10 protein-coding genes are annotated in these 19,919 nt (G+C 48.0%); 5 read left to right on the top strand and 5 right to left on the bottom strand.

Annotated elements, in window-relative coordinates:
* Positions 1 to 9 precede the first annotated feature (9 nt).
* Positions 10 to 3,183, top strand: a complete 3,174-nt coding sequence (locus RIF36_RS14915) for an efflux RND transporter permease subunit (RefSeq protein ID WP_350127300.1) — start codon at positions 10 to 12, stop codon at positions 3,181 to 3,183.
* A 20-nt stretch (positions 3,184 to 3,203) separates the two neighbouring features.
* Entirely contained in the window at positions 3,204 to 4,562 is a 1,359-nt protein-coding gene (locus tag RIF36_RS14910) for a TolC family protein (protein ID WP_350127303.1), read from the top strand.
* A gap of 77 nt (positions 4,563 to 4,639) precedes the next feature.
* Here RIF36_RS14910 and RIF36_RS14905 read toward each other — a convergent pair whose 3' ends face one another.
* On the bottom strand, positions 4,640 to 6,001 hold the full coding sequence (locus RIF36_RS14905) for a D-alanyl-D-alanine carboxypeptidase (RefSeq protein WP_350127306.1): 1,362 nt from the start codon (positions 5,999 to 6,001) through the stop codon (positions 4,640 to 4,642).
* Positions 6,002 to 6,278: 277 nt separating this feature from the next.
* On the opposite strand from RIF36_RS14905, the gene RIF36_RS14900 reads away from it, so the two are divergent.
* From RIF36_RS14900 to RIF36_RS14890, 3 genes are all read left to right on the top strand, one after another.
* Entirely contained in the window at positions 6,279 to 7,355 is a 1,077-nt protein-coding gene (locus RIF36_RS14900; protein ID WP_350127308.1) for an N-acetyltransferase DgcN family protein, read from the top strand.
* Positions 7,336 to 8,403: a mandelate racemase/muconate lactonizing enzyme family protein gene (locus RIF36_RS14895; RefSeq protein ID WP_350127311.1), complete on the top strand. Its 1,068-nt coding sequence runs from the start codon at positions 7,336 to 7,338 to the stop codon at positions 8,401 to 8,403. The genes RIF36_RS14900 and RIF36_RS14895 overlap by 20 nt, the downstream gene beginning before the upstream one ends.
* A 62-nt stretch (positions 8,404 to 8,465) precedes the next feature.
* The gene (locus RIF36_RS14890; protein WP_350127314.1) at positions 8,466 to 11,435 is read left to right on the top strand and encodes a serine hydrolase domain-containing protein; all 2,970 of its coding nucleotides are present in this window, start codon (positions 8,466 to 8,468) and stop codon (positions 11,433 to 11,435) included.
* Between the two features lie 408 nt (positions 11,436 to 11,843).
* On the opposite strand, the gene RIF36_RS14885 is transcribed toward RIF36_RS14890, so the two are convergent.
* The 4 genes from RIF36_RS14885 to RIF36_RS14870 form a co-directional block, all read right to left on the bottom strand.
* A complete protein-coding gene (locus RIF36_RS14885) occupies positions 11,844 to 12,923 on the bottom strand; it encodes an Ldh family oxidoreductase (RefSeq protein WP_350127317.1) in 1,080 nt (359 codons plus the stop codon).
* Positions 12,924 to 13,207: 284 nt separating this feature from the next.
* Complete coding sequence (locus tag RIF36_RS14880) at positions 13,208 to 14,119, bottom strand: PorP/SprF family type IX secretion system membrane protein (protein WP_350127320.1); 912 nt, start codon at positions 14,117 to 14,119, stop codon at positions 13,208 to 13,210.
* A 1-nt stretch (position 14,120) separates the two neighbouring features.
* Positions 14,121 to 18,875, bottom strand: a complete 4,755-nt coding sequence (locus RIF36_RS14875; RefSeq protein WP_350127323.1) for an Ig-like domain-containing protein — start codon at positions 18,873 to 18,875, stop codon at positions 14,121 to 14,123.
* A gap of 352 nt (positions 18,876 to 19,227) precedes the next feature.
* Positions 19,228 to 19,857, bottom strand: a complete 630-nt coding sequence (locus tag RIF36_RS14870) for a response regulator (protein WP_350149366.1) — start codon at positions 19,855 to 19,857, stop codon at positions 19,228 to 19,230.
* Positions 19,858 to 19,919: the final 62 nt, after the last annotated feature.

Below are 19,919 nucleotides of genomic sequence, written 5' to 3'. Positions count from 1 at the left end.
CCAGAGGATATGAGAGCAATTTTATCATTCTTTATTAGGTATCCAATTTGGGCTAATGTAATACTGTTTGCAGTATTTCTTCTGGGGTTGGCCAGCTTCCTGACCATGAAGAAGTCTTTTTTCCCTGAGAGAACGCCGAACATGATTACTGTGTCGGTCGCCTATCCTGGTGCGGCTCCTGAGGAAATGGAGGAAGGTATTACGATTAAAATAGAGGAGGCCCTCAAGGGAATCGTTGGTATTGTGGAGGTGAGATCCGTGTCGAGCGAGAACTCGGCGTCCATCACCATTGAAACATCAACCAACTATGAACTTGACGAAGTTCTCACCGAAGTAAAAAACGCAGTTGACAGAATCAATTCCTTTCCGGTAGGTGCTGAAAAGCCCACGGTTTTCAAACAGCAGTCCACCAGCATGGCCTCTTTCCTGGGCCTCAAAGGCGATGTGCCATTAAGGGAACTTAAAATAATTGCGGAAAAAATTGAGGACGACCTTCTTAAGTCGGGGCTGATTACACAGGTAAGAGTCTCTGGTTTTCCTGACCTGGAAATATCAATTGAGGTGCCGGAGGAGAACCTTTCTCGCTATGGCATCACGTTTACGCAAGTAGCCAATGCGGTTCGTGTAAACAACCGTGACGTGTCGGGCGGTACCATCAAAACCTCTGAAGAGGAAATAAGGATACGGGCCAATGCCAAAGACTATGACCCGGAAGTGATTGGGAATATCGTTTTGAAGGCTAATGCCGATGGCACCCGGGTGCTGCTCAAAGACATTGGTACTGTTACGCTAGGTTTTGCTGACATCCCTAACAAGTATTACAGCAATAATGTGAGGGCTGTCAATATCTCGGTAAGTAAGTTGCCTGAAGAGGATCTTCTCGCTATTTCTGAGTATCTGGATAAGTACGTGGCAGATTTCAACGCCCAGAATCAGGGTGTAACTTTGTTCACAAACTTTGATTTCTACTCAATACTTGAGCAACGAATAGACCTATTGACGAGCAACTTTGTTCTTGGCCTCGTTTTGGTGATGATCACGCTAGGGTTATTCCTGTCATTGAGACTTTCGTTTTGGGTGGCTGCAGGCATCCCGATTTCTTTTCTGGCCATGTTTGTAGTTGGCAGCATTGCCGGCATCACTATTAACATGCTGTCACTATTTGGAATGCTTCTGGTAGTTGGGATACTCGTGGACGACGGTATTGTTATCTCCGAAAACATATATACCCATTTTGAAAAAGGAAAGACGCCCGAACAGGCGGCGGTAGATGGCACGTTGGAAATGATGCCTTCAGTGTTTACCTCGGTGGCCACGACTATGTTGGCTTTCGTAACGCTGATTTTCCTGGATAATGGTGGGTTCAGTTACGAAATGGCGGTGGTGGTAATTGCCTGCCTTGGCTTTTCGCTGGTAGAAGCTTTCTTAATCCTGCCTTCTCACCTGGCCTCCAAAGCCATTTTGTCAAAGAGAAAGCCGGACACATTGTATGACCGGTTCAGGACAACAATGGAGAAAGGTATTGACTTTGTTCGTTTCAGGCTGTACGGAAATTCCATTAAGTTTTTGGTTCAATGGCGTTGGATTGCAATGATGGGGCCATTGGTGTTTGTGATGATGGTAGTGGGGATGTCACAAGGCGGTTTGATAAGGTTCGAGTTTTTTCCGAGAACTCCCTTTGACGATCTGCAGGTGGATCTTATGCTCAAACCAGGTACCCGAGAAAACATTACCGAAGACTACCTGAGAAGATTTCAGGATCAGGTATGGGAAGTGCATGAAGAAATGAAGCAGGAGGCGGGCTTAACCGAACCGTTTTTCTCGTCAGTGGACATCATAATTGGCAGCGGCGCAAGCAGAACGAGTAGCGGCAGCCATGTGGGATATGTAGGGGTTAATTTTGAAGACCTGGAAGGTAAAAACATTTCAGCGTTTGAGGTTGCTAACCGAATTAGGACAAAAATTGGCCCTATCCCGGAGGCTGAGAACTTTACAGTAGGAGCTGCCCAGCGATGGGGCAAGCCTGTTTCCATAGCGCTGAAAGGCAAGTATATTGACGAAATAGAGGAGGCAAAAACCGAGCTCAAGGAAAGCCTGAGAAGGATTGATCTGCTAAAGGATATTACCGACAATTCTGCGATAGGTCAGCGGGAAATAAAGCTTGAACTAAAGCCATTGGCTTATTTCATGGGCTTGAATCATCAGGATATTACGCAGCAGATACGTCAGGGCTTCTTTGGCGAAGAAGTGCAACGACTGATTATAGGCACCGACGAGGTGAGAGTATGGGTGCGCTACCCGGAAGAGGATCGGGTAAACGTCAGTCAGCTTGAATCGATGAAGATCAGAGCTGCTAATGGTTCTGAGTATCCGCTGTCACAGCTTGCCACCTATGAAGTGGAGAGAGGGGTGTTGAGTATCAACCGCTTCAACGGAAAGCGGGAGGTGAGGGTAGAGGCCGATTTGGCCAATAACAACACCTCGATGCCACCGCTGATAGAAAAGATTACAGCTGATATTATGCCACCCATCATGGCAAGGCATCCCTCACTGGAATACTCTTTCGAAGGTCAACAGCGTCGTGCATCGAGAGAACTTGATTCGGGAGCGGTAATCTTTGGGTTGTGTTTGATAGCCACTCTCTTGTTGCTTATGCTAACTACCCGATCTTATCTGCAACCGTTCATGATTTTCTCGCTCATACCACTCGGCTTTATTTGTGCCATATTTGGTCACTGGATTGAAGACAAAACGGTTTCTATTCTGAGCGCCTATGGCATGCTGGCATTGTCGGGTGTAATTATCAACGATGCTGTGGTGATGGTGGATCAATTCAACCGTAACCTCAAAGAAGGTATGAATATGCACGATGCAGTGATTGATGCTGGTGTTAGTAGATTCAGACCTATCGTTCTTACATCGGCGACAACCGTAGCGGGGCTTTACCCTATCATTCTTGAGACGAGCTTCCAGGCCCAGTTCCTGATTCCAATGGCCATTTCTATTGCTTATGGTGTAGCACTGGGAACGCTGTTTATCCTTTTCTTCTTCCCGGTGTTTCTCATGGTGATGAACGATATCAGGGTGTACTCCAAGTGGTTGCTATTCGGTGGAGAGAAGCCAAACAAGGAAGAGGTAGAGCCGGCGGTGAAAGAAATGAAAAAGGGCTACGCCCTTAACTAATCATTGATCTAACAATTGTAATGAAGAAAATACTCTTAACGTTCGGGATGGCCTTGGTCATCCTGAACTCATATGCCCAGACAGAAGAACCAAAAATAACCGAGCTATCGCTTTCGGAGGCGATTGCCACCGGCCTGGACAATAACTTCTCAATAAAGATTGAAAAGCAGAACATTGATATTGCCACCCGTAACAACTCCTGGGGACAGGCAGGGTTGTACCCCTCGCTAACTTTCAACCTTTCACAGGGATTTAGCAGAACTGAAATCAATAACCCAACCTCCTTTGTGCAGGGAGCCATTCAATCGAGAAACCTACAGCCTTCATTATCACTTAACTGGACACTTTTCAATGGCTTTAATGTTCAAATCACTAAGGAAAGGCTGGAATTTTTACAGCAGCAAAGTGTGGGGAATGCGACCATTGTGATAGAAAACAGTATTCAGGGAATTGTAGAGGCCTATTATACAGTCCGTCTTCAGGAAGAACAATTGAGTATTTTCGAGCGTAGCCTTCAGCTGTCTAAGGACAAATACAACTATAGCAAACTCAAGGGAGAACTGGGAAGCGCCGTTACATTTGATATTCTTCAGGACAAAAGCGCCTATCTGACCGACTCATCCAATTATATCACCCAACTCTATAATGTGCAGAACGCCTTAAGAAACCTGAATCTGCTGCTGGGTATTGACGTCGAAACGAGTTACGATTTGACTGATTCACTGACGGTGCAAATCCAGCCATTTACGCTGGATGAGCTGTATGCAAGAATGGTGGCGAACAACAGCAACCTAAAGAATCAGTACATCAATCAGGAGATTTTCAAAAGAGACATTGGCATTGCCAGGTCTGCGATGTATCCTAGCGTGACCATGAGTTTGGGCGGGTCTGACAATAACCAGGTTCAGAACCTGACTAAGGCCACTTTCCTAAATGGGAATGTCGGCGAGGCTGGAATTAAATCGGGCAACACCAGCTACAACGCAAACTTTACGCTCAGCTTTACCATATTCAATGGAGGAAGAATTCGCAGGCAAATTGAGAATGCCAGGGTCAATGAGCAAATTGCTGCCATCAGGGTCGACGAACTGAAGCAAAGCTTGAAAAACAGTCTGATCAATACACTGGAGTTTTATCGCTTGCGGGCACGGCTGTACCAGATTGCCATTGAAAACAGACAAACTGCTGAGTTTAATTTGACCCTGGGTGAGGATCGTTATCGGAATGGAACGATCAGCTCTTTCGACTTCCGTGACTTACAACTGAACTATTTGCGGTCAGCGCTGAGTGAACTTCAGACCAAGTATAACCTGGTAGAATCGGAAGTAGAACTAATGCGCCTTACCGGTGGTATTTTGGAAGAATACGAGACTGAATAACCACGAAGATTTTGATTTGAGATTTCTGATTTGAGATTATGGTTCAATACATCTCAAATCAGAAATTCCAAATCTTTTCAATACCTGTCCCTTATAAACTCCAGCACCTCCTGCATCTGTTCCCTGATGGGGTTGGTGAACCCTGGGTAATTGTTGTGCATAAAGCTGAAGATGAGCACTTTTCCTGAGTTGGTTTTTATAAACCCGCTGAGTGAGTGCACGCCGCTTAAGGTGCCTGTTTTGGCAAAAACGTAGGGTTCTGTTTCACCGGCATACCATCGACGTATGGTGCCAGCCTGGCCACCAATAGCCAGCGTCCTGAATAAGTCCTTTTGTTCAACTAGCGTAGAAGTTTCCTCCAGTAAGGCCACCAGGCTCCGTGGTGTAAACATATTATATCTCGATAGCCCCGAGCCATCATGCCAGATAGGTGCATCCGGCAAATTGCTGAGGTATTTGTTCTTTACAAACCACAGCGCATTGTTGCCACTGAGCGTATCTCCAAAACCCGAAGAGCACATCACCAGAATCTGTTCCGCAATAAAGTTGTCGCTTGGCCAAAGCATGGCCTGATACACTTTTTGCGAAGGATAGCCTCTCAGCGTTTTCCATGGCAAACTATCCGGCTTGTAACCAAAGATGACCGGCTTCTTTAACGTGTCTTGCAGCAACTCTCTCCCAAGTGAAAAGGAGTATTTGAAAGGCACGTCTCTTTCCACTGTGTCCAGTTTTTCAGGTGTAAAAAACAGGTAAGAGTTATAGCTAAGGTCTCTTTCTACCAGCGTTCTCTGCTTTTCGAAAGGTCTCGCTTCCACAAACTGTTGGAAGAATGGCGGATTTACCTTTGGCATGGTATCTCCCGGAAGCATGCTGAACCGGATGAAATTGCCATACATTGGCAACCCTGCCCTTTCTGGCTGATAATAATACAGGTAGTCGTCCCACGACCAGCCTGGGCCGAAAACAGGGTCCTTGTAGTTTTCTGGTTGCCATATCAAGGCCTTAGTGGTGTCTGCAAGCAGCTCAAAGGCCGGTTGATACTCGAAGTCGGGGTGCAGGAAGGTAGGATCGCCGGTGCCGGTAAAGAAAAGCGTGTCGTTGGCTTCGGCATACTTCAGGGCTGGAATAGAGTCACCAAGCAACCTCAGGCCTGAGTAGTAAGTGAGTAGCTTCGTATTGGAGGCAGGGGTAAAGTATTTGTCGCTGTTCTGCTCAGCCAGGTAGGTTTTCGTTTCGGGGTCGTAGAGAGCGAAGCCGGTAAAATGATCGGCGAAATCTGGCGACTTCTTAACCATTTGTTTCAGCACCATTTTTTTGCTGATCACAAGTTGTGGCGAGCAGGAAAACTGGCTTATCACAAGCATCGCAATTAATGTAAACCACAGGTAGTCAAGGGGCTTCGACTTGTATATAGGCGACTCTGTACTTTTTCTTTTCATATGGTTTTTATAGCAGCTATCCTTACCATGCCCCGAATAAATAATGCTTCAGTGAAAAATTCTAATTTATGAACGAAGAGTGTGGAATTTTAGTAAAATTTACACCGAAGATTGGAAGCTCCAAATAGCAAAAGACAAATGTCAAATAAGCGCCAATTTCCGAAGCAATCAAACCGTATGCGGTTGACCTACCTCGGATGCGCCATTTGAGTTTTTAAGCTTTGATTTTTGGAATTTCTTTGTGTTTTGGAGTTTATTATTTGTCTTTTCACAATCTATGCAATTAAAATCAATCGTATTGTCCAATGGCAGCTTCGATACGAAGTCTGCCAAAACCGCCCATGGGCTTATTAGGGGATCTGTAAGATATGATATCCTCGCTGTCATCGATCCGGTGTTTTTCGGCCAGGATGCGGGTACCGTGCTGGACGGCAGGGAAAGAGGAATTCCTATTTATAAGACCGTTAAAGACTTTTTAGTCGCAGGCGGAAAGGCAGAAAATTGCGTTGTGGGCGTGGCTCCAAAAGGAGGTCAGCTGCCCAAATCAATGGAAGAAGACGTGGTGACAGCAATGGAAAATGGCATGGATGTCGTAAGTGGCTTGCATTCATTTCTCAACGACAACGAAAGGCTGGCTACGCTTGCAAAGGAAAAAGGTGTAACAATACACGATATCAGGCAGCCAAGGGAACGGAAATACCTGAAGTTCTGGACGGGTGACATATACAAAGTAAAGTCGGCAAAAATTGCAGTGATGGGCACGGACTGCGGGCTTGGAAAGCGCACTACTTCCAAATTCATTGTGGAAGCCATCCGTAAGGAGGGGATGATTTCAGAAATGATTTACACAGGACAAACGGGGTGGATGCAAGGCTGGAAGTACGGCTTTATCCTCGACTCCACTTACAACGACTATGTGTCGGGCGAACTGGAAAATGCACTGGTTACCTGTGACAGAGACCTGAATCCAGACCTGATGGTGATTGAAGGCCAGGCCGCTCTCCGCAATATCAGCGGACCGTGTGGTTCGGAGTTTTTGCTTTCGGGCGATGTGGATGGTGTGATTTTGCAACACGCTCCCGCCAGGGTTCACTACGATGGCTTCGAATATCTTGATGCGAAAATCCCCCCGATCACGGAGGACATTGCGCTGATAAAAATGTATGGCAAAGAGGTTATTGGTGTGACCCTCAACACAAGAGGCCTGACTATTGATCAGGCGCTCCGGTACAAAGAGGAGTATGAGCAGAAGCTAGGCATTCCAGTGGCTTTGCCAGTGGAAAGAGGGGTAGACGATATTTTAGGACCAATCAGAGAGTTGATCAAACGAAAGAATGCGAATAAAGGAAATTAATATCCGCAAGGAAAACCTGGAACTGGCCAAGCCCTATTCCATTTCTTATAAAACCGTGGATTCGGTTGAGAATGTGATTGTGGAGCTGGTGGCAGACAACGGTATGGTAGGTCTGGGCGTGGCCAACCCCAGTAAGTATGTGGTGAATGAGGATGTCGGTGAATGTTATAAAACTTTAACCTCCAGTGATCTCTCCTTTCTGAAAGGTTCCGACGTTTCGTGCTTTTACGAACTGCTCAATGGAATACATACCAGTTTTGATTCCAGTGCGGGATCCAGAGTAGCACTCGATGTGGCCCTGCACGATCTTTTCACGCAATCACTTGGTGTGCCTTTGGTACAGTTTCTTGGCGTTCATCATAAGTCTATGGCTACATCAGTCACCATTGGCATTATGAGCATTGAAGAGACCTACAAGGAAGCGGATGATTTTATAAAAAGCGGATTCAAAATACTCAAAGTCAAGCTGGGCAAGACTATTGAGGAGGACATTGAGCGAACGATTGCCCTTCGCAAGTATATTGGGAATAAGGCCCTTATAAGGATCGACGCCAACCAGGGATGGAATTTTGACGAAACGATCTCTTATGTAAGTGCCACAAAGGACCTTGACATTGAACTGATAGAGCAGCCGCTGAAACAGTCGGCCATTGCTGAGTACCGCAAGTTTCCAGATTATGTAAAGAACCTGGTAGCTGCCGATGAATCACTGGTGGGTCCGGCAGATGCTTTCAGCCTGGCCAACAATCCCAAGGCGGCCGGTATCTACAATATCAAGCTGATGAAATGCGGGGGCATTCAACCAGCGAGAGAGATTGCTACCATAGCCAGGCAGGCTGGTATTGACCTGATGTGGGGTTGCAACGACGAAAGCATTATCAGCATTGCTGCCGGGCTGCATGTGGCCTTTTCGTGTCCTCATACCAAATATATCGACCTCGACGGAAGCCTCGATCTGGCCAAAGATGTCGTGTCGGGCGGCTTCACTATCAAAGACGGTATGATGAGTTTGACCGACAAGCCCGGGCTGGGCGTTAAGAAGCTTTAGTTAATGGGTTTTGCCTGTTGGCTATCTTCTGAGTAGAATTGTATTTTTAGTAAACCTGATCGATGATGTTTAAAACCTACCTGCGAGCTACCTTTTTCTTTTCTCTTGTCCTTTGTCATTTCACTTTGGCTTATGCTCAGACTGCCATTCCCCGGCCCTTTGAGCAACTCAACGAGGTAGAGAAAGCCAGGGCATGGGTAGATTCGGTTTATTCCTCCCTGACACTTGATGAGAAAATAGGGCAGCTACTGATGATAGCAGCATACTCGAACAGAGACGAAGCCCATACGCAGGAGTTGATCCGGCTGATTAAAGAGCGGCACATAGGTGGCCTGGTCGTATTTCAGGGTGGGCCGGTCAGGCAAATCAATCTGATCAATAAATTACAGAACGAAGCCAGGCTTCCCTTAACCATCGCCATGGATGCGGAGTGGGGCGTAGGCATGCGGCTGGACAGCACCATATCGTTCCCCTATCAAATGACGCTCGGCGCTATTGAAGACGTTACATTGATAGAACAAATGGGGCAGGCAATTGCCAGGCAGCTAAAGAGGGTAGGGACGCAGGTCAATTTTGCGCCTGTAGTAGATGTGAATAACAATCCTGACAATCCGGTGATCAATTACCGCTCTTTTGGAGAGAATAGGGAGGAAGTAGCCCAAAGAGGATTGGCTTATGTGAAAGGGCTGGAAAGTGAGGGAGTGCTCGCATCGGCGAAGCATTTTCCGGGGCATGGCGACACGGGCACCGATTCTCACTACGACCTGCCTGTTGTTAAGCATGATATGCAGCGGCTTGATAGCGTGGAGCTCTATCCGTTCAGAAAGCTGATTGAGGCCAATGTGTCGGGCATTATGGTGGCCCACATGTCTACTCCAACCTTGGACAATACACCTAATTTGCCGACTACACTATCGAAACCGGTGGTAACGGACTTGCTGAAAAACAAGCTGGGCTACAAAGGGATCATTTACACAGATGCCCTCAATATGAAAGGCGTCACCAAATACCATGCTTCAGGTGAGCTGGAGAAAAAGGCTTTTCTGGCAGGCAACGATGCACTGGAGTTCGCTGAGGATGTGGATGTTGCTTTTGAGTACCTGAAAGCGGCAGTGACGAAGAAAGAGATCACAGAGCAACGTTTGGCAGAGAGTGTGAAAAAGATTTTAATGGGCAAATATGTGACAGGAATGACTCGCTGGAATCCGTTGAGCACTGAGCACGTTTTCGAAGACCTGCACCAGCCCAACGACGAATTGCTCAACAGAAGGCTTTTTGAGGAGTCTGTTACCCTGTTGGAAAACAAGAACGATCTGTTGCCTCTGAAGCGACTCGATACATTGAAGCTGGCAAGCCTTAGCGTAGGAGTGGAGTCCCTTTCTCCTTTCCAGCAACGACTGAATGACTATACCGAAATGCCTCATCTGATATTGCCCAATGAGGCCACCCCGGCACAAATAGAGGCAGTGAGAGATAGCCTGAGCAGCTACAACATGGTGCTCATTGGCTTGCACTCAGGGCTCAGGGCCAATAACAGGGAAGGGATGTCAGCCGACGTACAGGCGTTTGTGAAAGAACTTGTCGAAGGCAAAGTAACCGTGGTGGGGGCCATGAGAAATCCTTATACACTTTCTAAACTCGACTGGATTGCAGAAGCTGATGCGGTGTTTACGACCTATCAGGAGCACGCAATAGCAGAAGACATGGCCGCACAACTCATTTTTGGGGGCATAGGTGCCAAGGGGCACTTGCCGGTAACTGTGAACGATCAGTGGCCTGCCGGTTACGGATTGACAACGGAGGGAGGCGTTCGATTCAAGTTTACCTTGCCGGAAGAGTTAGGCATTAATAGCCGGACCCTGGAGACCCGCATTGATAGTGCTATGACACTGGCAATTAACAAAAAGGCCTTTCCTGGTGGACAGGTAATGTTGGCAAGGGAGGGCAAAGTGTTTTTCCACAAAACCTACGGCTTCCATACTTATGACAGTTTGCTGGAAGTGAGGAAAACAGATATTTACGACCTGGCTTCGGTGACAAAGATTACCGCTGCTCTGGCGGCGATCATGAAGCTTCATGACGAGGATAAGTTTGACCTGAATGCCAGGCTCAAAGACTACTATCCGTACTTCGGGTGGTCAAACAAGGCCAAACTGGAGTTTATAGACATACTTACGCACCAGGCGAGACTAAAATCTTGGATTCCGTTCTATCAGTCGGCTTACAAAAAGGACAGTAGCTACAAACGCCACACGTTGTCACTCACACCCTCCGCTGATTATCCGATCAAGCTCACAGATAATTTGTATGAGTACAAGGACTACAAAAAAACACTATTGAAGAAGATCAAAAAGTCGAAGCTTAATCCTGAGCCTGGCTATGTGTACTCCGATATGAGCTTCTACCTGTATCCGGATATCGTAAAAACGTTGACTGGCACTGACTTTCAGGAATACCTGAATTCGAATTTTTATGACAGAATAGGAGGGACAACGCTCGGTTACAATGCGGGAAGAAAGTATTCCCTGGATCGCATAATTCCTACCGAGAACGATAACTACTTCCGTATGACGCAGTTGCATGGGGTGGTACACGATGAGGGGGCGGCCATGCTTGATGGTGTTTCTGGTCACGCCGGACTCTTCGCTCGTTCCTACGACCTGGCAACCATGTGGCAGATGTACCTGAATGAGGGTACTTATGGCGGCGAGCGTTACATTTCACCCCAGACCATCGAAAAATTCTCAGTTTGCCAGTTTTGCGAAGAGGGCAACCGCCGGGCCATTGGGTTTGACAAGCCACTGATTGAATACAACAAGAAAAGCAGCAGTGTTGCCCGCCAGGCTTCGCCTTCCAGCTTTGGGCATTCAGGCTACACAGGCACGTTCGTTTGGCTTGACCCTGAGTACGATTTCATGTACGTGTTCCTGTCGAACAGGGTATACCCCACCAGAAACAGCACGGCTATCTACGACCTGGCCGTACGACCAACGATTCATACGATAGTGTATGAGGAGATGGGGGTGAGGTAGGGGGCTGGGGCTGGTTAATAGACTACAAAAGTTTGGCTGAGCGGCTAAGCTTTGTTGTTCTGCCAAATGCCGCCTTGAATCAACCGCAGGAGGTCGTTGCGAAACTTTTGTAGTCTTTGGGCGTTTGCCGCACCAGTTCAAGCGTCTCGATTGGACTCTCCAAGCTTGAACTTTCCAAGCGACAGCGTCTCGCTATTCACGCAATTGGTGCTCTTGTTAGAGCATTAGCGGATTTTACTGAAAGCCTGGCAGGCGGACGCCAGGATGAAGATGGCCACAAGGGAGACCCTTGCGACAGGCGGGTTCTATGTCACTAAATTTTGGTAGAGGCCCAAACGGCTCTCTTGCGCTGCAATACAGACATTTTGGCCAAACCCCAATCCATCTGGTTCATTTCTTCTTCCTACATTAATTTTCAGCACCATCCACGCTTTCGGGTAGTGCAGCGCCGAACTTAATGCTCAGCTCATTCATTTGCTCCCACAAACCTGGCTCTATGGGTATGCCATGCGCAAGACGAAGCTTTTCGTTTGCGTAGTGATCATCGCCCGGAGCCAGTACTGGTTGCCCGGGATCTCTTGGCGTCTGCTCACGGGCTTCCCTGGCCATTTCGGCCGCTGACCTTGGAAAGGTTGTGCCACCGAAAAAGCGCTGTGGATCAATGGCTATCACCAAAGAACCGAGGTGTCTTCTTTCGGTAAGGTCTCGGTACATGTTCGATATATTAGGGCCCCATGCCATGCCATTCAGGGGCCCGCAAAGTAAATCAATCATAAATGAAAGCGCATAGCCTTTGTGCATGCCAACCGGCGCCAGGGAGGCCACTGAATGCGGGTCTTCCGTTGGTGCTCCGTCTTTGTCAAAAGCCACTCCTTCAGGAATTTTGCCGTTTTCCCTTCTGGCATTCAATACGACATTGTAGGGAATGATGGTGGTGGCCATGTCGAGGCACAGCGGCGAACCGTCTGCATTGGGCACGCTGATGCAAATGGGGTTAGTACCTAAAAATTTTTGATATCCCCTATGAGGTGCGGCGAGGGAATCGGTATGTGTGAAAACGATACCAATCAACCCCTCATTGGCGATCATTCTTCCGTAAATCCCAATGGCTCCGCAGTGTGATGATTCTCTGATGCCGGCAATGCCAACACCATTTTTTTTGGCCAGTCTTATTGCCTCTTTGGTGGCTCTGCCAGTAACTACAATGCCCAGTCCGTGGTCTCCGTCAATATTGGCGATGCAAGGGCCAGCGTTTTCTATCTTAATGTTTGGCGCAGGTTTGATAGACGCAGCTTGCAAACGGGCCAAATAATGCGGAAGCCGGGCAATGCCATGAGAATCGATGCCCCATAAGCTGGTCTGAATAAGACTTTCGGATAGAAAATGGGCGTCGTCGTCTGGTACGCCTAGCTTTTCAAGACAGGTCTGCCCCCAGGCTTGTAGGCTGTCGTGCCTGATGTATTTGATGTCTTTCACCTGATCTTTCATTGTTTGAGTTTCGGATGATTGATGATTGCCAGTGTAGCCTCTTTTTGGTGCCCAGACAAAGATAAATAAGAATGGCAAAGAATAATTCAGGGTTATTTTCCGAGAGGATGTCTGGTGAGTGGAGGTAGCTATCCCAGGCTTTTTTGTTAATAACTTTGTCTGGCTGGTTTGGGGCATGATTCTCGGCCTTTGGCGCATAGGTGTCCGGCATAAACCTAACTAAGCCGATGGGGTACAGTTGAGCAACCCACGAGGCTTTTCAAGGTGGTCGAGACTTATTGAGGCTAATAATACCTCACCTTCGGCACCTGCTTAGCGAACAGACTTAGGTCATAGCCCAGGGTAATTTCATGAGTGCTGAAGCTTGACGGAGCCAAACTGTTGGTGGCCAGTTCTCCTGAATAGCCCAGCCTGATGCCACCTTCAGCCATAAAGAAAACATTCAGGCCAACTGTATTAAAGCTCCTTGTGTAGAGACCGGCCCACACTGCATCCAGCATCAGTACGCTGGCTCCAAGATCAAAGGAGAGGGGAGTGTCGGCACTATAGCGCACGAGCGTCCATGCTTTTAGCTTTACCGCTTGTATTTTGTCGATGATCAGTCCGCTGGAGACATATAGCTGCCGACGGTATCGCTGGTTGCCACCGCCGTCAAGGTCTTCGGTTACCTTGAGCAACCTTGGGGCAGAAAGTCCCAGATAAAAATTTTTGGACGAAAGAAAGATGCCGGTACCAAAATTGGGCTTGGAGTAGGACTGGCCACTGAAAACAAAATCCTCGTCAGAAGGATCGTCGAGATTTAGCTTGCCGAAATTGTAGTTGAGCGCATTCACACCACCCTGAAGCCCAAAAGAGACACTATAAGTGCTGTCCAGTTTGATTTTGTAGCCAAGCGCCAGGTTAATGTCGGTCTTTTCGATCACGCCGATATTGTCGTGAAATACTGCTACGCCAAGCCCTACCTGGTTGTCGACCAAGGAGGTATTCCCTGAAAAAAGCAATGTTCTCGGGGCTCCTTTTAAGTTGCCCCACTGGCTCCGGTAGTGCAAATCGAAGCTGGTGATATCGTTCACCCCGGCGTACGAAGGATTGATAAATAGCTGATTGAGCTGATAGGTGCTCATGAGTGCATCCTGCTGGGCAATGCAGCAATGAATAATAAATATGGGGCCGAATAAACAGAGGAGGTTCTTCATTTTATCTTCTTAGGTGTAAAAAGCCTGTCAGTTTTTGCCCTGAAGCTTGAATAAGATAGAAATAGGTGCCTTCAACCAGATTGAGGCTGCTCCCTACATTGGAGCGTCCCTCAAACCGGGCATTTGAGTCCTGGTTATCGTAGTTGGATACCTCAAACACCTTCACGCCCCAGCGGTCGTAGATTTCCACGGAATTACCCGGGTGACTTTCGATGTTGGCTATTTTGAGAAATTCGTTTTTGTTGTTGCCATTTGGTGCTACGGCGTTGTAAACAATGATCTCGTCACCGTTTTGTCCTATCACGGGCTCCAATACCGTTAAAATGGCAGCCTCGCTGACCAGACTGCCGCAGTCATTGGTAATAATACATAAATAGCTTCCCTCGCTCTCGAGACCTACCGCAGGCAAAGCAAGTTCAGCACTTGTTTCTCCTTCCAGGTTTCTCAGGTCTTTTTGCCATTGGTAGGTTATGTTATCGCCGGAGGCCGTGACCGAGAAAGAGGCTGGCTCACCCACTTCCACCGACTGGTCGGCAGGCTGGGAGGTGAATGCTGCTTCTTGTAGCAGGGAAATTGCCACTGGTACCCGGGTGCTCTCACAAGTGCCATCGTTAATGGCAACGTAGTAAGTAGCATCGGAAGATAGCGCAGGAGTGACCAACGTACTATTGATTTGATTGGGGATGCCAGCACCGCCAGTGGCCATCTCATACCATCGGTAGCTTCCATCGGTGCCTCCGGTAGCTGTAAGGGTCGCACTTTCGTCAGGGCATGTGCTTACTTCGACTGCGGTTGGTGGCGTGACGTCAGAGCTAATCTCGACTGCAACACGAGTTCGGCTACTTTCGCAAGTTCCGTTGTTGATAGCGACGTAATAGCTAGTGGTCGTTGATAGGATGGGAGTAGCGAAAGTGCTGTTTATCTCGCCGGAAATAGCAGTTCCCGCTGTTTGCACGTCATACCAACGGTACTCACCTTCCGCACCGCCAGAGGCAGTAAGGGTGGCACTCCCCGGCGCACAAATAGAAACATCTGTCGTTGTCGGGGGCGTCACTTCTGGACTAATGCTAGCAGTTACGGCCGTTCTGGCGCTTTCACACAAACCATCATTGATGGAAACATAGTAGGTTGTAGTGGCAGACAGGGTTGGAGTGGTGTAGGCACCATCCACTTCCCCCACAATGGCGGTTCCACCTGTTTCCGTGTCATACCACCGGTATTGCCCATCTGAACCACCCGAGGCAGTTACAGTAGCTGAACCTGGTTCGCAAAGTACCGCATCGGTTGTGGAAGGTGCGGAAGGAGGTGAGTTTACCGTGACCACAACCGGCGTCCTTGCGCTTTCACAGATTCCATCGTTTATAGCAACATAATAAGTAGAAGTGGCTGAAAGAGCAGGAGTGGTGTAGATGCTGTCGGTTTCTCCACTGATGGCAGTGCCGCCACTTTCAACGTCATACCATCGGTATTGTCCGTCGGTGCCTCCTGTGGCAGTCAGTACGGCAACTTCATCAGCGCATACTGTGACGTCAGATGCTGAAGGTGGATTCAGCGTGGCATTGAGTGTGGCGGTTACCGGAACTCTTTCACTTTCACACAAACCGTTGTTGATCGCCACGTAAAACGTGGTTGTTTCTGAAAGCTCAGGCGTGACAAAGGAGCTGTTTACCTCACCATCAATGGCTGTGCCACCAACCTCAACATCATACCACCGATACTGGCCGGCAGTAGCGCCGGAGGCAGTGAGGATCACGCTTTCGGGCGTGCAGGTGCTTGCGTCGGTTGCTGTTGGGGGCGTCAAAGGGCCAATGGTTAGTGTGGCACTTCCCGAGAAGTCGTCGATGATTGTGCTGCCAGATACTTTGCATCGGTAAGTTCCTGCGCCGAAGTCTCCTGTGGTATTAATGGAAAGGCTGGAAGTAGTAGTTCCTGAATACCCACCGGAGTTGGAAATATCTTCGTAGATCGAAGTTGAGGTATTCAATTTCTGCCACTGGAAATTATAGGGATCTGTTCCAAGTACTGTGGTTGCAAACGTAGCGGTAGAGCCTGTGCAGGCAAATTTGTTAACAGGTTCAGTATCAAAACAAACTGTGGGAACTGCCGGACTTACTTTCCTGATGAAGAAGTCGGTGCCGTTTACATTATTCATTTCGAAGACGCATTCACTTGGGTCAAAATCGATATGACGGGCGAAACCACCCACTGAATACACGTCGCCTGCTGAGTTAACTGCCAAACTATAGCCGTTGGTAGAAGTGAACCCCCCATCTATTTTCCTCATGGCAATCACCCACTTAAAGTTGCCGTCGGTGTCAAGCTTAAGCGTGAAGTTGTTGAGGAATAGTCCAGTACTACTTTCTGATGCGATTAGTGGCCCGGGATCAAAATCAGTGGTGCCCTGAAAGTACCCGGTGGAATACACATCTCCCGCAGCATCGATAAAAATCTGGCCCATGAGTACCGAGTTGAGCCAGGTTGTGAAGGATGCACCCCAAACAAAATTGCCACTTGGATCGAGCTTGACCAGATAAGTGGCAGCCGATCCACTTGAAGTTACTTCGAACGTGCCGGCTCCGGGGTCTATGTCAATGGTGTCGTCAAATCCTCCGGTCACATAAATGTTGCCATCATTGTCTACTGCAATGCTGTTCCCAGCACCCCCATGAATGAGGTGATGGCTTTGGTATTCACCGGCGGTGTTTAGCTTTAAAATATAGGCCGCACCATCGGTAAGAGTTTCAATGGCAGTTCCTGCTCCTGGGTCAAAGTCCACCGTGCCTGGCCCATACACTCGTCCGCTGATATAGAGGTAGGTTCCGTCAAAAGCAATGTCGGAACCCGAATCGCTGAATAAGTTGGATGCAGTGCTTGTATTGGAGCCAATATTCCATGCCCATAGAAAGTTTCCGTCTGTGTCCATACTAGCAGCAAGGATGTCCGTGCTGTTGGTGCCCAGGGCTGTCAGGCTAAAGGAGCCCCCTACATTGGTAGTACCTCTAAAGGCTCCGGTGACATAGAGGTTGCCATCCGCATCGGATTCAATGCCACCAGCGTACTCATCGCTGTTGCCCGCAATGGATCTCACCCAAATGAAATTTCCGTCAGCATCATACTTGGCAATGGCGATATCATTTTTGTTGGCTGGCGAACTTGGGATGGCAGTCAGGCTGGTCACGCCGTCACCGGGGTCAAAATCAGCCGTCAAATTAAAAGCGATCAGGAGGTAGTAATTTCCAGCCGCATCCATAGTAGCGTCGGCTACGCCGATGTTTCCATTTCCGCCCATCGCTTTTGCCCAAAGTAATGTTCCGTCAGGATCCATTTTCAGCATATATACTTTTGATCCTACGGTAGACGTGAGAATCGATTCGCCGGGACCCGTGTCGAAATCAATCGTGCCACTAAAGGAGCCAAATACCAGAAGGTCTTCATCACCGGTGAGCAGGATTTTAGCGGCAGCGCTAGTGCCGCCTCCTGAACCTGCGCCCAGTGCCCATACGAATCCGGGTTCTGGCTCACAGGTGCTGATGGCTGCCTGTATATCACTTCTGGCACTTTCACATGTGCCATCATTGATGGCCACATAGTAGTGGGTGGTAGTGGTTATTTCTGGAGTGGTGTAGGTACTGTTTACTTCTCCCGCAATTGGCGACCCACCGGTTGGTACGTTATACCACCTGTATTGTCCATTGGCTGCTCCAGATGCTGTGAGGGTAAAAGAAGTCGCCCCGCAGTTGACAACGTCGGAAACCGAAGGTTGAGCCGGCCCAATATCAAGATATACCTCATCAGAGAATGCGTTGGATGTGAGGTCTCCGGAAACCACACACCGATAGTAGTTTTCTCCAAAATCACCGGCTGTATTAATGGATAGCACCGAGGTATTGGTTCCTGAAAAGCCATCCACATCGGTCAAATCATACCATCCACCTTCGTAGTCTGACTCCTGCCATTGATAAGTAAGGTTGGTTGTGCCGCTCGCAACAACTTCAAAAGTGACTATGTCACCTACGCAACCCGTGTAGTCAACAGGCTGCGTATCAATGGTGATTAAGTCCGTAACGCATGAGATCAAAGCTTCCCATCCAGCTGCATCTTCATCATTGTCGGCATAAAAATAGAAGGTGAGCTCGCCCCCGGGTTCCGACGCAATAACGTCATTCGGCACTTCGCTGCCGGCGTAGTATCCAATGAAAGGAGAAGAAGTGTCTGGGCCATCATAAATGATCAAATAGTCGCAACAGTTTTTGACATTAAATGAGGAAAATGAGACTTTGACCTTTTCTCCTGGATTTACTGGAACAAAGGTTTGAGTCAGGTCCCAATCATATCCATAGTCGCCATCGCCACCGGGATCTGTGAACTGCACGTCGCAATTTTGAATGACCCCATCGGACATAGTAACAGCCGTCGAAGTTATGGTGAAGTCAGATAAGCTCAACAATTCATCACCGAGGACGGTGACTTTAATAGGGCCTGTTGTAGCTCCAACAGGGACGGTGACAGACATTGACGTGGAAGTTTCAGAGTTTATTGTCGCAACGACTCCATTAAATTCTACAATGTTGTCGCCTGGCGAGGTGCCAAACTCGGTTCCTGTGATCAAAACGGTGGTGCCTGTCGATCCGACCATAGGTGATATGTCAGTGATACCTGGAGCGAAAAAAATCGAACGATTTTCCACCTTCACATATTCTCCCCCGGCCTCGCTAAAAGAATGGTGCAGCCCGGCTGCCCTGGCTCCAATTGCCATTGAATTTACAGAAAGGCAGCAATGGGTGAATACAATAAAGAGACAAGTAAGGGGCGCAAAAAATCTCATAGTCAGTCCTCATTAGAGTTCGATAGAAATTAATAGTTCGAAGCAAACGCCGATCAAACTGGTAACGTACTTGATAGATTAGGTCAGATGAATTTGAAATGGCTCAGAGTAAAAGTTTATGTCTTAACAGGCTCTATCCGAGCATTATTACCAGTTCATTTATTTCAAATTTACCAGAAAGCATGCTCGAATGTAACCGCATGATGATGTGAGGGGGTTGTGAAGGTAGTTTGCAGGAAATTGATCAAACAGTCACCAAAAGGAACGGCTGTTGATAATGGTTCTATACCAGCCCCTCATTAATAGCCTTACTTACCGCCTCGGTTTGAGAGTGCACCTGAAGCTTTTCGTAGATTTTCTTGATGTGAGTGCGTACAGTATCAAGGCTGATGTCGAACTCAGCGGCAATCATCTTGTAGCTGTTGCCCTGGCTGAGAGACGTAAGAATCTCTTTTTCCCGTGAAGTAAGCTTGTAATTGTTTTCAGCTGGCTTTTGCCTCATCGAGTCGATCACCATTCGTGCAATGCTGGGCGACATGGGAGCGCCTCCGGCCAGCACCTCTTCCACTGCCTCGAAAAGACGGGTTGAAATATGTTTCTTCAATAGATAGCCAGAGGCACCAGCAAATATGGCATCTAAAACATGGGTGCTGTCGTCAAATACGGTCAGCATGATGATTGGTAAATCAGGATGGGAGCTCCGTATATTTTTCAAGGCTTCGATGCCTGTCATTTCTGGCATGTCGATATCCATAAAAACCAAATCAGGCTGATGCTGTTCGATTTGCTCGACTGCCTGTAATACGTTCCCATACGCACCTACACAGCGAAAATTCTCATTAAGGCTGATCATGCTTTGCAGGCTGCTGCGAAGGAGCTCATCATCTTCATATAGCAGCACAGAAAGGGACATAACAGGGGTCGATTAGTGGTAAATGATAAAAGTCGGCTATTGCCTGAGTTGAAACAATACCC

Origin of the sequence: Imperialibacter sp. (assembly GCF_040222815.1) — a bacterium.
In the GTDB taxonomy this organism is placed as follows: Bacteria; Bacteroidota; Bacteroidia; order Cytophagales; family Cyclobacteriaceae; genus Imperialibacter.
Note: the sequence above shows the minus strand (reverse complement) of the source record. Positions and strands in the feature narration are given on the sequence as shown.

Bases quoted from the DNA above. Each gene is read 5' to 3' on its own strand.
- RIF36_RS14900 (WP_350127308.1), top strand. From the start codon at position 6,279: ATGCAATTAAAATCAATCGTATTGTCCAATGGCAGCTTCGATACGAAG.
- RIF36_RS14870 (WP_350149366.1), bottom strand. From the start codon at position 19,857: ATGTCCCTTTCTGTGCTGCTATATGAAGATGATGAGCTCCTTCGCAGC.
- RIF36_RS14910 (WP_350127303.1), top strand. From the start codon at position 3,204: ATGAAGAAAATACTCTTAACGTTCGGGATGGCCTTGGTCATCCTGAAC.
- RIF36_RS14875 (WP_350127323.1), bottom strand. From the start codon at position 18,875: ATGGCAATTGGAGCCAGGGCAGCCGGGCTGCACCATTCTTTTAGCGAG.
- RIF36_RS14890 (WP_350127314.1), top strand. From the start codon at position 8,466: ATGATGTTTAAAACCTACCTGCGAGCTACCTTTTTCTTTTCTCTTGTC.
- RIF36_RS14880 (WP_350127320.1), bottom strand. From the start codon at position 14,119: ATGAAGAACCTCCTCTGTTTATTCGGCCCCATATTTATTATTCATTGC.
- RIF36_RS14915 (WP_350127300.1), top strand. From the start codon at position 10: ATGAGAGCAATTTTATCATTCTTTATTAGGTATCCAATTTGGGCTAAT.
- RIF36_RS14895 (WP_350127311.1), top strand. From the start codon at position 7,336: ATGCGAATAAAGGAAATTAATATCCGCAAGGAAAACCTGGAACTGGCC.
- RIF36_RS14905 (WP_350127306.1), bottom strand. From the start codon at position 6,001: ATGAAAAGAAAAAGTACAGAGTCGCCTATATACAAGTCGAAGCCCCTT.
- RIF36_RS14885 (WP_350127317.1), bottom strand. From the start codon at position 12,923: ATGAAAGATCAGGTGAAAGACATCAAATACATCAGGCACGACAGCCTA.